The following is a 15462-nucleotide window of genomic DNA, read 5'->3' on the forward strand; positions in this document are numbered from 1 at the left end:
TAGCCAACTGGTGTGAGAGGTTTCCCTGATTCTTAGTGCTCAAGCCTGCCTGATCGAATACAGGACTTTGGACTGATGATCGTTATGGACAGCCCGTTTTACAATGGGGCAAGCCCGGCGAATGAGGCCAGGTTAAAATTCTGTAACATCAGGGGGAACACGACATCATGAACTGGAAAAGCAAGATCATTACTGCAAGTGTAACAGCAACGATGCTGATGGGAAGTCTGACAACAGGAGCATTAACGACACCTGCATCAGCAGCGGCAGTTGATAATTCAAAAGTTAAAGTCATCTGGGGAGTTAATTTGCGTACATCGCCATCTTCTTCCGCAAGCATTGTTCGTTTGGTGCCAAAAGGAGAGACTGTCACGGTAGTGCAAAAATCCGGATCAGGCTGGTATAAAGTTACGGACTCCGGTAACCGGACAGGATACATATCTTCTTCTTCAAAATATACACAAGCTGTGAAAGGCAACACGACAACAGGAAGTGGCAGTACTAGTGGGTCTGGTTCAGTTACAGGCAGTGCTTCGGTGGAGAAAGTGATTGCTGCCGGTATGAAATATTGGGGGACGCCTTATGAGTTTGGCGCAAGTCGTAACAGTACGGCTACGTTCGATTGTTCAAGCTTTGTCCGCCAGGCATTTATTGATGCGCTCGGAATCAAGCTTCCATCCGATTCGCGTAAACAAGGTGCTTATGTGAAAGCCAATGGTACCGTTCAGACGAATTGGAAAAATCTGAAGCGTGGTGACCTGATGTACTTTATGTCCTACAAAGGCAGCTCGGCTTCATCGTATTCTAGTGTGAACAAATCTACTGCTACGATTACCCACACGGGAATTTATCTGGGTGACGGCAAAATACTGCACACCTATTCCAACGCTGGCGGCGGTGTAACGATTAGTGATATCTCCGGAAAACATTGGGAGTACCGTTTCTTGTTTGGTGGAAGTGCACTTTAAGTTCCAGCATACTTATTAAATAATGACCATATATAGAACCTTCCATCTCTGCTCTATACGGGGGATGGAAGGTTCTTTTTGTTGTTTATTAGTCCTGGTAGTACAGACGAAACAGAATATCCTGATCGTAGTTGCCGAATCCTTGACCATACAACGTTAGCCCACCCACATGCTGCGCATCTTCCTCCACGGAGAGGCGCAATGTCCACTGATTGCGTTCCACGGGGATATCCGCAAGCGTAATTTCGGACATATGCTGTCCATCAATAAATGTGCCCTCATGGGTGATCCGCAGCACCTTGAGCATGCCGTATTGATTGACACTGTCGCTCCACCATTCCGGGGTGAACATGCCTCGTCCATTTCCGGAATCTCCAGGACTTGTCCATTCACCGAGTCGAATTCCGTTGAGCATGAAGGTAATATCCGAAGGCCAGTTTGGGTTGACCGAAGGAGCTTCTGAACCTATCTCAAGTGACAATTCAATGGCACTGATCTGTTGACCTGACAAGATATAGTTTGGAATTTTGTATTCCACGAATCCGCGTCCAAACCAGAGAATATGGGCATGCATGCGTTCGGGATCTAGAAAATAGCGTGGATCATCATACTGTCCAATGACCTGATTGGATGTAGCTAGACCACAAGTTGGATACACATCAAAATGGGTGTAATGCCCGACAGGGATTGCCACTTCATGAAGCTTGCGGATGGTGCCCGTTTCCTGTGGCATAGAGATGCCAATCCAGTCGACTGCCAGGCTGTTCATTTTGTGCGTGCCGCCATCCTTGCGAATCATTTTGGACTGAATAATGCCCACATCCTGAAGCTTGCGAACATGCATGGTTACAATTGCGCTGCTCAGGCCGAGGGATGCGGCAATGTCCTTCACGTTCATTGGGGTCTCCGCGACAAGCCTGATAATCTGCAGACGGACTTCACTCGCGAGTGCCTCGTATAGGGGCAGCCATTCTGCATCGGTATTTGCTCTAATCACATCTGTTCCTCCATTTTTGATTTATAGAATTAAGTTAAACATAAATCCAGTCAAAAGAATAACATTTTGCAAAATTCAGGTTGAAATTGGTGCCATAATCGATTTTAATATAAATATGAACGTTGATCCATAGATTATCAATTAATTTTTATATTAATCTTAGGGAGCTGAACTTCACGATGGAAAAAGCAAAAATGACGGTAGACAAGGATTTCACAATTGGCGTAGTTGATAAACGTTTATACGGTTCGTTTATTGAACATCTGGGACGTGCCGTATACGGTGGAATATATGAGCCGGGTCATCCTACAGCGAATGAAGCGGGATTCCGTGGAGATGTGCTCGAGATGGTTAAGGAGCTACAGGTTCCGATTGTGCGGTATCCTGGCGGTAATTTTGTATCCGGTTACAATTGGGAGGATTCGGTTGGGCCTGTGTCTGAACGCAAACGCAGACTTGAACTAGCCTGGAGAACTATCGAGACCAATGAATTCGGGTTCAACGAATTTGTGGATTGGTCCAAACAGGCGAATTCGGAAGTGATGATGGCCGTCAACTTGGGAACAAGGGGTGTAGACGCAGCCCGCAACATCGTGGAGTACAGCAATCATCCTGAAGGTTCCTACTATAGTGATTTGCGTATTAAACATGGATACAAAGAGCCTCATGCCATCAAAACCTGGTGTCTTGGCAATGAAATGGACGGTCCGTGGCAGATTGGTCACAAAACAGCAGAAGAGTATGGACGGATTGCACTTGAAGCGGCAAAAGTGATGAAGTGGACAGATCCAACGATTGAGCTGGTCGCTTGCGGAAGTTCATCCCTGGGTATGCCATCCTTTCCGGAATGGGAAGCAACGGTGCTGGATCATACGTATGATCATGTTGAATATCTGTCGCTCCACCAGTATTACGGTAATGCTGAGCAGGATACGCCAACATTCCTTGCGCGTTCCCTTGAGATGGATCGTTTTATTGAGACGGTAAAAGCGACCTGTGATTATATCAAAGCGAAGAAGCGCAGTAAGAAGACGATGTTCCTGTCCTTTGATGAATGGAATGTCTGGTACCACTCCAATGAAAGTGACAAGAAGCTGGACCCGTGGCAGATTGCTCCGCCACAGTTGGAGGACGTATACAACCATGAAGATGCACTGCTTGTGGGATGTATGCTGATCAGCATGCTGAAACATGCGGACCGAGTTAAAATGGCATGTCTGGCGCAGCTCGTCAACGTTATCGCTCCAATCATGACGGATAATGGTGGTGCTGCATGGAGACAGACGATCTTCTATCCGTTCATGCATGCTTCCGTGTTTGGACGTGGAACTGCACTTGTACCGTTGATCCAGTCTCCGAAGTATGACACCAAACAAATTACGGATGTTCCTTATCTGGAGGGCATTGCGGTGCATAACGAAGAGCAGGGTGAAGTGACTGTGTTCGCCGTGAACCGTCATCTGGAAGAATCACTGCCGCTTGAAGTGGATCTGCGCAGCTTTGGGAAGTGCCGCTTGATTGAGCATATTGTGCTGGAAAGTGATGATCTAAAAGCAGCCAATACCGCAGCACAGCCGAATCGCGTTGCTCCGCATAATCGTGGTGATGCAGAAGTGTCAGATACACTGATCACGGCAAGCCTGGCCAAAGCATCGTGGAATGTAATCCGATTGAAAGTTCAATAATAGGTGAAATGAGACGAGGGAATCATTCTGGCTTTCACAGAGATACAGAGCACTCCGATGGCACAACTATCTTCGGATCGCTGTTTTCCTCAACTATAAACGCAAATAAAAGCTGGATGCGAACGAATCGCATCCAGCTTTTTTCGTGTTCCATGGAGAGAATTACTAGAGTATACTCCGTTTGTTAAAAGCCACTCACCGTATCAATGAACTTTATTTCAACTCAGTATCCGGTCCGAATACAAAGCTCTCGCCGTCGCGTGGAATGAGCACCTGTCCATCCAATTGTTCGGATGCCAGATAACTTGCGAGGTCCACGCGGGACATCATGCAATGGTTAATGGCATCCATATGCACAGCGATGACATGAGCATCCGGCGCATGGTGTTTCACGGCAGCTACGTCAGGCCCGTCCATCGTTATCGGATCTCCTTGCAGGAAGCGGGCACCGCCAGCATTCACCACAATTACCTCAGGTCGATATTGACGAATGGCTTCGGCGGGTTCTTCACACCAGATGGTATCCCCGGCGATATAGGAGACAGGTTCTTCGTCAGCTTCCAATACAAAACCAGACACTTTGCCCATACGTTCGCCGATTTCTCCAGTTCCGTGTTGTCCTGAGGTGCGGACAAAACGTACAGAATGATACTCATGTTTCTCATCCACGGCGGTAACGTTGGTAAATCCGGCTCCAGTGAACACGGCCTCATCTCCTGGTTGGCATAGCAGAGGTACATCCTTGCGTAGCTGCTTCGCTGCTGCTTCATCCCAGTGATCGGGGTGGGTATGCGTAACGATCACCAGATCGGGATTCACATAATCCGTTTCCGTCTCGGGTAAAGAGACTCTAGGATTGCGTAATTCATTGGGCGTGTTCGGGAAAGCGGGCATCACTTCTTTATCCATAAACATGGGATCAACCAGTATATTCAGATCCCCATATTCCAACCATAATGTAGCATTACGAATCAATTGAATTTTCATTGAACCTGCACTCCTTCGGGAATTAATGTTATTATCCTATATGTTATACAACCCGTTTATGGGCGTAAATAACACACTGAAAGAAAACAGGCCACTTTAATTTCAAGTTGAAAGGATTGCAAAATAGATGAATGAGACGATTGATGATACAGATATACGCATACTGAAAAGCCTGATCCGGGACTCCAAACGCTCTCACAAAGAGATCGGCGAAGAGGTGCATTTGACCGGACAGGCTGTAGGTGCGAGAGTACGCAAGCTGCATGATCTGGGTGTTATTGAAGGGTATACGGTAAAATGGAACCCGGAACGCCTCGGCTTGGGCCTGCAGGCATTTGTAATGATTTTTCTGAATTCCGGCGACCTACATGCCGCCTTCCGTGAATTTATGGCTGCACGTGAAGACATCGTGGAGGTTCACCGTGTCAGCGGAGAGGGCTGCTATCTGATGATCGTACGCACAGGAACAATGGAGCAGCTTGGCAGTTTGCTGGAAGCCATTTTGCCGTATGGAAATTATAGAATGAACCTGTCTGTTGGTATCGAAAAGTCGGAATGATGTGAGCTGAATTCAGATGTCCTGTTGCTGTTTCTCACGCAGCGTCTCCTGCAGAAGACCAACTGCTCGACTGAGCTCTTTTTTGGTTAGCAAATGATCGGTCTGGATATGACGCCGGGTGGCGTCTTTCAAATACAGGGCAATCATGGGGGAAGCAGACAATATCCATTTGCTGAAGGCGGGAGAGCCAATCTCAATTTTACGAATCTCATTCCAGGGAATGGTCCGTTTAAGGATACGAAGCCCTTCATCATTCCAGGATAATAACACAGGGGGACTTGCGATTGCCCGGGACAGAAACATAAAAAATATGGGCCCGATAAACCACATGCCAAGAATGGCTGCGATGGAATAATATAATGTCTCCAGTTGTTCAGCGTGATCTTCATAGATGATCCATAACAGGGTGACACATAATAGCAAGAACAGAAGACATATTGCTCCTTTCCATACAGCCGTGAAACGGCGATAGCCAATCTGTCGATGCTCCAGCTTCGACTCTGATGATTTATATAATTCAGGTTTCATAAATACGCCTCCTTAACATCATTTCCCAGAAAATATATCAAACATGCCGCCTGCATCGCAGAGCGGCACGTTCAACGTTTATTTAACCCCACTTGGTTCGATGAGCTATCCAGAAATAGCTGAATCATTACCGGCTTCACGAGCATGGGTGTAAAGATCAGCATATACCCCTTCAGCATCAATCAACTTCTGATGTGAGCCTTCTTCGACAATTTCACCATTCTCCATAACGAGAATCCGATCTGCATGCATGACCGTAGAGAGACGATGCGCAATAACAATTGTTGTTCTTCCCTGAGAGACGGATTCCAGCGCCTGTTGTACCAATTGTTCGGTATGCGAATCCAGATTCGCGGTTGCTTCATCCAGGATAAGCACACGGGGCTGAAAGACCACGATTCGGGCAAACGATATCAGTTGACGTTCTCCGGCGGACAGACCGCTTCCGCGTTCGGAAAGACGTGTATCATACCCTTGTGGCAAACGTGAAATCATGGCATGTGCTCCGACGAATCGGCAGGCCTGAATAGCCTGCTCTCTAGTAATATCCTCGCGGAACATTCGTACATTGTCAATGATGGAGCCCGAGAAAAGGAATGGTTCCTGCTGGATCAGACCAACGATCCGATGAAGATTGGCCTGCGGGAAATGGCGAATGTCTATGCCATCAATTTCAATGCTGCCCTGATTCACATCGTAAAAGCGATTGAGCAGGGAGATCAACGTACTTTTTCCAGCTCCTGTAGTGCCTACAATGCCCACCATTTCACCTGGATAGAGATGCAGATTCATATGCTGAATCAGGGGGCGATCTGCCCGATAACCGAACGATACATCATTAAAATCAATCTGTCCCATCACACTCCGTGGTTCAAGTGTGGAGGCAGTCCCGGGTTTGGGGTCAGCGACTTCCGGACGGGTACTCAGAATGTTCCAGATCCGATCCATGGATACGGTGGTTGATTGGAATGTGTTCCACTGCATGGTGATCTGGTTAATCGGCTGGAAGAACTGGCGGATGTAACTGATAAACGCATAGAGCACACCCACCTGCAATGATTCACCCAGCACGGCACGTCCTCCAAGCCAGACCATCATAACGAGCGCCGCATTGCCAAGGATATCAAACGTCCGGTTGAATATGACATTCGAACGGGCTTGTGTGATATTGGCCTTCAGGTGAAGTTGGTTCTGTTCCGTGAATCTTTTCTTCTGCTCTTCTTCCTGATGGAACGCCTGGATCAAAAACATGCCGGACAGGTTCTCTGCCGTGAATGCAATCAAACGGGAGAGACGAGTTCGGGCATTCTGATAAGCCCTGCGTAGTTGGCTCCGAAATAATACAGCAACGATGGCGATCACAGGCAGCACGATGAGAGAGTACCCTGCGAGTACCGGATCGAGCTGGAACATAAAGACGATAATTAGCACCAGCATCATGCCATCCCGGATGAGACTTAGCAGTACTTGAGTGAAGAAACTGCTGATCGTTTCCGTATCACTGGATACATTCGTCACCAGACTGCCGATATGGAAGCGATCGAAGAAAGACATCGACATTTTGGAGATATGCTTGAACAGGTCCTTACGAATGCGAGAGACGATGTTCTGACCGACATGTTGCAGCAGATTGTTTTGTACATAGGTAAAAATAAAGCTGATTACAGCCAGCCCCAAAAAGATAGCTGCCAACTGGACAAGAAAGCCTACACTAGTCTGACCAATTGCCAGATGATCATCGATCGCGATCTTCACCAGATAAGGCTGAAGCAGATCGGCGGAAATACCCAGCAGCGAACAGAAAAAGATACCTGCAAAGGCCCATTTATGAGGTTGGGCGTAGGACATCATCGCTTTGAAGGAAGTCCGCTTACTCTGGTCTGCGCCTGCATCGGAACCGGACCCATGGCCTGACGGTGCTTGTGCTCCCGCATCTGAACGAACTTCAGCGTTACGGTCAGTCATGATGTAATCCCTCCTCCTGCAAACGATAGGTTGCAGCATATAACCCTTTTGCGGCCATCAGCCCTGCATGTGTTCCCTGTTCAGCGATTCGGCCTTCATCCAGAACGATAATTTCGTCGGCATGCCGGACTGCACTGATCCGGTGGGAGATAATCAGCGTTGTTTTGCCTTTACCAATCTCACGCAGGCTGTGCAGAATGCCACTTTCGGTGACGGCATCCACAGCACTCATACTGTCATCCAAAATGAGTACCTGCGCTTTTTTGATCAAACCCCTCGCCAGACTGGTGCGCTGACGCTGACCGCCAGACAACGTGAGTCCACGTTCGCCCAGCAGGGTATCGAACCGATCCGGGAACCGGATAATGTTCTCGTATATCATCGCTTGTCGTGCGCTGTGCTCTACGGTGTCCAGCGGAACCTCGCGGTCACTAAAAGCGATGTTGTCCCGAATGGTTGTACTGAACAGGAATCCATCCTGCGGTACGTAGGCAATACGGGATCGCAGACTTTCCAGCGACAGCTGCCGAATGTCGGTGCCGTTAATGCGGATTGTGCCTTCAGGCGGCTCATATGTACGCAGCAATAGCTTCACAAAGGTACTTTTACCAGAACCTGTTTTACCCACAATACCCACGGTTCGTCCTGCCTGGATATTCAGACTGATATTTTTGAGCGCAGCGGATGAACTGCCGGGATAAGAGAAAGACAGATTCTCAATCGTAATGTCGTTCACGGCTTGGAGACTTGTCGCATTGGGAAGCTCGCGCACGTCAGGCACTTCCGTCAACAGATCATTTACCCGCTCAAGTGATGCTCCAGAACGCTGCATAGTATTGATCACATTACCGATTTGTTGAAGCGGTCCCATGATGATCCGCAAATATAACGTCAATGCGACAAAACTTCCGAGTGTAATGGAATTTTGCATCGTCAAAATTCCGCCGACAAGCAGGGAGACAACCAATGAAATGGCACCCAGTAGCGGTAGCAAGGCCTGAAATAGAGAGGACAGACGAACAAGCCGCAGCTGTTTACTTTTGATTGCATCTACTGTGAACCCAAATCGTTCACGGGCGCTGTCTTCAATGGCAAATGTTTTGGTTACACGAATACCACCGAGCTGTTCCTCTGCGGATTCCGTCATCGTTGCAAGAGCATCCTGCACATCACGAGAGCGCTTGCGAATTCGCGGACCGAAAAAAACGACCAGAAAGGGAATGGCCAGCAAAGGCACAATACTGATCAGAATAAGTTTCATCGGGATTCCGCTGAGCAGCATCATCACGATGCAAGATAATAATAGAAATGTTGCATTGGTCATCATGGTGACGCCGTTGGAGATGGCTTCACGTACAGAGGTAACATCATTCATGACGTAACTGAGCAGTTTCCCATTTCCCTGTTTGGAAAAATAGTACTCGCTAAGTTCGGAAAACTTGCCGAAAATGCGCTCGCGTGTCATGAATTCGAAGCGGCGTCCAAGCTTCATGATCATGAATTGTCCGGTACCGAATAACAGATTATAAGCGATGGCAATAGCCAAAAGCGAAAGACTGTACCGGATGACCGTATTCATCTGAAGTGTGTTCTGCATGAGTTGATCCGTGAAACTGCCCAGAATTCGGGGTAAGGACGCCTGACCCACATTGGAGGCAATAATCAGTAGTACAGCGAACAGATATACGGGCCAGTTGGCAATGACATAGCCTCGTAGTAATCCTTTCTTGGACATAAGATTTGTTCTCCTTTGTTCAGGGTGAGAGTCGGTTTGGAATCGGAGTCAAGAAAAGGGCCGACACCTGATAATAGCGCGTCGTGCCCTCTTACTTTATGCGATCCGGTTTGCAGTTTATCCGTTATTCGCTAGAATTCTCTATTCTTATTTTTGCGCTAAACGGTAAGGATGTCAACGAAGCAAGCAAGCATAATGGAAAGAAAGCAGATCGGCGCCCGTAGGGTAAGGGATATATGCAGTATTTCCATCATTTATTCACCAGATGTCGATTTTACTGAAACATTTCAGGGGGGGCTGCCGTCTGTAGGATTGAAGAGGTCAAAAATTGGGTTTACTAAATATGGAGGTGCCAAGAAATGAAACATAAAAAAGGATTGGCTGCAACGCTTGCGCTCTGCGTGTCTTTGACGGCAGGAGGTGCATCGGTACTTGCATTTTCGGATGTAAAAGATGAAGGACAAAAAACGATTGTGGACTCGTTACATTCCAAGGGTGTTGTTAATGGAGTAACGGCGGATCTATTTCGTCCGGATCTCGCATTGTCCGAGCCACAGGGTGTTCAACTGATTGTGAACGCTTTTGGTCTCAAAAATGAATACGCTGCCGCTTCGGCACAAAATAAAATTAGTCCAACGACTTGGTACGCCGATGCGGTTCAGGCTGCAACACAGAATGGTTTGTCCATTCCGGTGGAGTTGAATCCACAGGCCAAAATGACGCGTGAGCAGTTTGCCATTTTGCTCCTTGAAGGGATTAACACAACCGGAGAATATCCGGTGATCATGCTGTATAATGATATTAAGGACGAAAATAAAATCGGTAAGGACGCCAAATCTGCGGTCCAGAACCTGCTGAACATGGACATCATTGAACTGGATAAGGACGGAAACTTCCGTCCAGATCAGTCGCTTACCCGTATGGAGGCTGCAAGCATGATCTTCAATGCACTTGAATTTGTAGATAAGCACGGCAATGGCGGATCGACAGAACCGACTCCAACGAATCCAGGCGAAGGCCAACAAGGGATTGTGCCTACCGTGACATCAACCAAAGTGGATGACAAGACGGTAAAAGTCAAACTGACCGCGCAAATGCCTCATCCTGGTTATGGATTGAAGATTGAAGATGTGAAACTGGAGAAGGATGGACGTGCCATCGTGCTGTATACGATTATCCAACCTGACCCGGACATGATGTATCCAATGGTTATTACCGATGTAACCGCAGAGACAGACATTCCAACAGGATACACTGCAGAAGCACAGCCTTCTGGAAAGTAATCAAGCCTTGCCAGCGTGCTTCGATCCTTGATCGGAGCACGTTTTTTTGTTTTTTCTCTGAAACCGACGATCGATATGAAAAAGCTTGCGTAGGGAGAGCGGCCGTCTTTCAGTTCGAATCTTGATTAGTCCGACTGAAAAGTATTGATTCTATTTATTATATGTTATATTTTGTGACTCGTAAGTAATTTAAAAAGTGAAATTAAGGTAATTAATGTTATGTTAAATAACATTAAAATTGTCGTTTATAAGATGTAAATCAATATCTATTGAGGTGATAAAGCCGCTTCGTGTTAACGGAGCGGCTATTTTTCTGGCCTGATCCGGAAATTATCATTCATTCAATATCTCCATGTCATGTGCAAATTCAACATATATGACTGGATATACCCAGTGTTTATCTGCGTTTATGTGCCTTGTAGCCAAGGGTGAAAACGACATATTTACGGAGACGGGAAGAAACTCATAGAATAAAGCCAAGCCATAAGGGAGCTTGATGCAGGTGGTAAATGTGTGATAGAAAATATTACATTTATATGGTTGAATTAAATCTATCCTTATTACTTTTCCTAAGCATCAAGAGAGAAAAGGTGCGCCTCACCCATTACAAAAGTAGACCGAAAGACATTAGAAGGTCAAATACATGAGGAGGAGGTCGAAACGCAGTAGCAATGAAGAGGAACTTCTATTACATTCAAGATGGTAATGCGCTATGGATACTAAGATCTTGCGACCTGTATGACCGATGTGAATCCAGAATGCGACCTACACATGGAATAGCTCTTTCCTAAACATATGTGGGTTTTGACTTTAAGGTCTGTTTCTCAACTTTCATTCAGATCGGACATCTCTCAAGTTCATGCGAAGCTACTCCAAACGACAACTTCAAGAGGGAAATGGGTCAAATTCCACATGTTTTATGTCTCCAAAATGACAATGACAAGCTGGAACCAAAAGCGTAAACCCCTGTTTTAACAGTACTTTCCGTGTTTTTAAGAGTGAAGATCGAAATAGCATATTTACGAATTCGGAAATGATCCATAAACTCAGTATGTAAGCGTTACCAATTCGCGAGGGAAACAAGGGCCTCGCATGATAGAAATGTGGTCCGGGACTCATTCCTTACATTTGAACAGGAGTGTTTCGCTCTTCTTACAAAACGGACGGATTTTCATTTAGAAAAGGAGGAAACAACTGATGCAGCCAGAAGGGAAGTCCGCCTTGTCGCAAAACCTATCGGTGTACACGATTCCGAACCGCAAGAAAAATAAATTATGGAGAAGGATGATTCGAAACTGGGAGTTGTATCTGTTTATCGCGCCAGCATTTCTATACTTTCTGATTTTTCATTACGGGCCGATGTACGGCATACAAATCGCATTCAAAAACTTTATCCCGACGCTTGGTGTTACAGGAAGCCCGTGGGTTGGTTTCGATCATTTTATCCGGTTCTTTAATTCGTATTATTTCTGGGATTTGTTATGGAATACCCTCAGTATCAGCTTGTATGAGCTTGCTATAGGTTTTCCGCTGCCGATCATTCTGGCGTTAGCCTTCAATGAAGTAAAGGACTCCTTCTTCAAACGTACCGTACAGACGGTCACGTATGCACCACATTTTATTTCGGTCGTAGTCATGTCGGGTATGATCATTACCTTCTTGTCACCTTCGTCAGGCATGATTGTCAATTTGGTAGAGGCTCTTGGATTTCAGGCCCCTCAATTTCTGACGGACCCTGCGTGGTTCAAGACGGTGTACGTACTCTCAGGTGTCTGGCAGAGTGCAGGCTGGGGTACCATTATATACCTCGCAGCTCTCTCGGGTGTGGACCCTCAACTGCATGAAGCTGCCGTGGTGGATGGTGCGAGTCGGTTTAAGCGGATTCTGCATATTAACATTCCAGCGATCATCCCTACGATCACCATTTTGTTAATTCTGAATATGGGCAGTATTTTGGGCGTCGGATTCGAGAAAATCTTGCTGCTGCAAAATCCGTTGAACATGGGTTCGTCCGATGTCATCTCGACATTTGTCTATCGGTCCGGTCTGGTCGATGCACAGTACAGTTTCTCCACAGCTGTAGGATTGTTCAACTCGGTAGTTAATGCGATTCTGCTGATTACGGTGAACCAAATTGCACGTCGCACCAGTGAAAACAGTTTGTGGTAAAAGGAGGGGAAAACACATGTCAACCGCGGTTAAGGAAAGCAGAAGCGATAAAGTGTTCTTATGGTGCAACTACATCTATCTGACGATAGCGCTCGTCATTGTGCTTTACCCGCTGTTATACATCATTAGCGCCTCAATCAGCGATCCCAAATTTGTAAGCTCCGGTGAGATGTGGCTGCTACCCAAAGGAATTACGTTTGAAGGATATGCTCGCGTATTTGAGAACACCAACATCTGGATTGGGTACAAAAATACGATCATCTATACCGTCGTAGGTACACTCGTCAACCTGATGGTCACTCTTCCGGCAGCCTACGCGCTCAGTCGCTCTGATTTTGTGGGACGCGGATTCTTCATGGCGATGTTTATGGTAACGATGTTTTTCAGTGGAGGGCTTGTCCCGAGCTACCTGCTGATTAAGGATCTTGGTATGGTGAACAGCATGTGGGCGCTTATTCTGCCAGGAGCTGCATCTATCTGGAATATTATCGTATGCCGTACGTTTTTCCAATCGACCATTCCCAAGGAGCTGCAGGAGGCGGCCCATATCGACGGGTGTACCAACACCCGGTTGTTCATCCGGATTGTGCTTCCGCTCTCCATGCCGATCATTGCCGTGATGGCGCTCTTCTACGGAGTCGGACACTGGAACAGCTATTTCAGTGCCATGATCTATTTAAATGATTCCTCGAAGTATCCGCTGCAGCTCTTTCTTCGCCAAATCCTGGTACTTCAGGAGATGGCAGCACAGGGCGGTGGAGCTATCGATACCTCTTCAGCAACGGCGATGAATTCCAAAGCGGAAATTGCTGCGTTGGTCAAATATGCCGTCATTATTGTTTCAACCTTACCTGTGATTGCGATTTATCCATTCCTTCAGCGTTACTTTGTACAGGGTGTTATGATCGGTTCCGTCAAGGGATGATCTTAAACCATAATCCACACTAAAAAAAGGGGAGTTGTCGTCATGAAAAAGCTTCGCAAGGCTTCATCCATTGTACTCTGCCTTACCCTATCCGCAGCATTGCTTGCAGCTTGTGGTTCCAATGAAGATGGAGGTTCTGCGACTTCAAATGTCGAAGGGGTCAAAAAAGAAGGATTCCCGATTGTGGACAAACCACTTACGTTAAAGGTCATGTCCCAGGATGCGGGCGTTGCCGACTGGAACACGATGCCAGTCCTGCAAGAGATGGAGAAATTGTCAGGCATCAAGCTGGAGTACCAGCTTTCGCCGATCGACAGCTTTGAAACAAAGAAGAACCTGGTATTCGCAAGCGGCGATTTACCGGATATGTTCTATGCTGCGGATCTCAAGCCAGCTGAGCAGGTTACTTATGGAACTCAAGGCATTCTGATCCCACTGGAAAAATACATTGATGAGGGCTACGCCCCCAATATTAAGAAGATTCTCGACGAAAACCCGGATGTTCGCAAATCATTTACAACGCCTGACGGACATATGTATGCACTGCCATTTATTGATACAGCTGCCGTATGGTACAGAGGCCCGATGTGGTATAACGGGGAATTCCTAAAAGCACTTAATGTAGAGGAACCTAAGACTACGGAAGAATTATATACGTACCTGAAGCGTGTTAAGGAAGAAGACCCTAACGGCAACGGACAACAAGATGAAATTCCGCTTACTTCTGTAAAACTGGATGATCTCCGTATGTACTTCTTCGGATTCTGGGGAATGTACAACGAAGGAATCTATGCGGATAAGGACGGAAAAGTTCACTATCCTTACCAAGAAGAAGGCTACAAAGGTTATCTGACGTTCATGAACCGCTTGTGGAAAGAAGATTTGCTGGATCATGAGACCTTCTCCCAAACCGGCGATCAGAAAAAAGCAAAAGGCGAAAGCAACAAGCTTGCGCTGTTCAATGACTACCATCCATACTTCACACTCGGCGGCGAGCCTAGCACAAAACATCCGCTGATGACACCCGTGAAGAGTGAGATCGCAGACTCACCTGTATACGGTAAACACCCAGGCATATCGGCACGTGGTACCTTTGCTATTACTAGTAGCAACCCATCCCCTGAGGCAACTATGCGTTGGATCGATTATATGTACAGCTATGATGGGGCGACCCTGTTCAATCAAGGTCCTGAAGGTCTGTTGTGGAAATTCAAAGACAAGGAAAATCTCGTAAAAGAGTGGCTGCCTGTTCCTGGCGGCGGGGATCGTGAGGAATATCGCGGTAAAATCACGCCGAACTATGGCATTTTGACACCGGGTATTAATGATCCGGATATAGCGAAAGGTCTTCGCACCGAATTTGATGAATGGCTTGACCAGCAGAATCAAGAGAAGTTGGTACCTATCGGAAAATCTCCATTCCCTAACGTTTATTTAACAAATGAAGAGCAAAGCGAAGCGACCGCTTTATTATCTGATCTAGATACGTACGTCAAGCAGATGGAAGCGAAGTTCGTAACAGGCCAAGAGCCGCTTGAGAACTGGGATAAGTATATTGCGCAGATCAAAAAAATGGGCAGCGACCGTATCGTTGAACTGTATCAAGGGGCCTACGATCGCTGGAACACAGGCCAATAAGAACAAGGACTCCAGAAAGAGGT

General features: G+C 46.8%; 12 protein-coding genes. 7 read left to right on the forward strand and 5 right to left on the reverse strand.

Annotation, left to right across the window (positions count from 1 at the left end):
* The first annotated feature begins 167 nt into the window (after window positions 1-167).
* Entirely contained in the window at window positions 168-968 is an 801-nt protein-coding gene (locus tag BLS14_RS16715) for a C40 family peptidase (protein ID WP_063564594.1), read from the forward strand.
* A gap of 88 nt (window positions 969-1056) precedes the next feature.
* Here the strand turns inward: BLS14_RS16715 and BLS14_RS16720 are convergent, their stop codons facing one another.
* A complete protein-coding gene (locus tag BLS14_RS16720; RefSeq protein ID WP_082935196.1) occupies window positions 1057-1965 on the reverse strand; it encodes an ArsR/SmtB family transcription factor in 909 nt (302 codons plus the stop codon).
* A gap of 179 nt (window positions 1966-2144) precedes the next feature.
* Between BLS14_RS16720 and BLS14_RS16725 the strand changes: the two genes are divergently transcribed.
* Window positions 2145-3650 (forward strand): arabinosylfuranosidase ArfA, encoded by a 1506-nt coding sequence (locus tag BLS14_RS16725; protein ID WP_090953023.1) that lies wholly within the window; start codon window positions 2145-2147, stop codon window positions 3648-3650.
* Window positions 3651-3863: 213 nt separating this feature from the next.
* Here the strand turns inward: BLS14_RS16725 and BLS14_RS16730 are convergent, their stop codons facing one another.
* The gene (locus BLS14_RS16730; RefSeq protein ID WP_090953024.1) at window positions 3864-4637 is read right to left on the reverse strand and encodes an MBL fold metallo-hydrolase; all 774 of its coding nucleotides are present in this window, start codon (window positions 4635-4637) and stop codon (window positions 3864-3866) included.
* Window positions 4638-4764: 127 nt separating this feature from the next.
* Between BLS14_RS16730 and BLS14_RS16735 the strand changes: the two genes are divergently transcribed.
* Entirely contained in the window at window positions 4765-5196 is a 432-nt protein-coding gene (locus BLS14_RS16735; protein ID WP_090953025.1) for an Lrp/AsnC family transcriptional regulator, read from the forward strand.
* Between the two features lie 12 nt (window positions 5197-5208).
* Here the strand turns inward: BLS14_RS16735 and BLS14_RS16740 are convergent, their stop codons facing one another.
* The 3 genes from BLS14_RS16740 to BLS14_RS16750 all read right to left on the reverse strand — a co-directional run bounded on the left by BLS14_RS16740 (window position 5209) and on the right by BLS14_RS16750 (window position 9424).
* The gene (locus BLS14_RS16740) at window positions 5209-5724 is read right to left on the reverse strand and encodes a hypothetical protein (RefSeq protein ID WP_090953026.1); all 516 of its coding nucleotides are present in this window, start codon (window positions 5722-5724) and stop codon (window positions 5209-5211) included.
* A gap of 105 nt (window positions 5725-5829) precedes the next feature.
* Window positions 5830-7575 (reverse strand): ABC transporter ATP-binding protein, encoded by a 1746-nt coding sequence (locus BLS14_RS16745; protein ID WP_090901879.1) that lies wholly within the window; start codon window positions 7573-7575, stop codon window positions 5830-5832.
* A gap of 106 nt (window positions 7576-7681) precedes the next feature.
* Window positions 7682-9424, reverse strand: coding sequence for an ABC transporter ATP-binding protein (locus BLS14_RS16750; protein WP_090894077.1), 1743 nt, complete (start codon window positions 9422-9424; stop codon window positions 7682-7684).
* Between the two features lie 359 nt (window positions 9425-9783).
* Between BLS14_RS16750 and BLS14_RS16755 the strand changes: the two genes are divergently transcribed.
* The 4 genes from BLS14_RS16755 (at window position 9784) to BLS14_RS16770 (ending at window position 15439) form a co-directional block, all read left to right on the forward strand.
* On the forward strand, window positions 9784-10707 hold the full coding sequence (locus tag BLS14_RS16755) for an S-layer homology domain-containing protein (RefSeq protein ID WP_063564589.1): 924 nt from the start codon (window positions 9784-9786) through the stop codon (window positions 10705-10707).
* A gap of 1197 nt (window positions 10708-11904) precedes the next feature.
* Entirely contained in the window at window positions 11905-12876 is a 972-nt protein-coding gene (locus BLS14_RS16760) for an ABC transporter permease (RefSeq protein WP_063564588.1), read from the forward strand.
* A gap of 16 nt (window positions 12877-12892) precedes the next feature.
* The gene (locus tag BLS14_RS16765; protein WP_063564587.1) at window positions 12893-13801 is read left to right on the forward strand and encodes a carbohydrate ABC transporter permease; all 909 of its coding nucleotides are present in this window, start codon (window positions 12893-12895) and stop codon (window positions 13799-13801) included.
* Window positions 13802-13843: 42 nt separating this feature from the next.
* Window positions 13844-15439 (forward strand): extracellular solute-binding protein, encoded by a 1596-nt coding sequence (locus BLS14_RS16770; protein ID WP_064640230.1) that lies wholly within the window; start codon window positions 13844-13846, stop codon window positions 15437-15439.
* Window positions 15440-15462: the final 23 nt, after the last annotated feature.

Origin of the sequence: Paenibacillus sp. OK060 (assembly GCF_900101205.1) — a bacterium.
Lineage (GTDB): Bacteria > Bacillota > Bacilli > Paenibacillales > Paenibacillaceae > Paenibacillus > Paenibacillus marchantiae.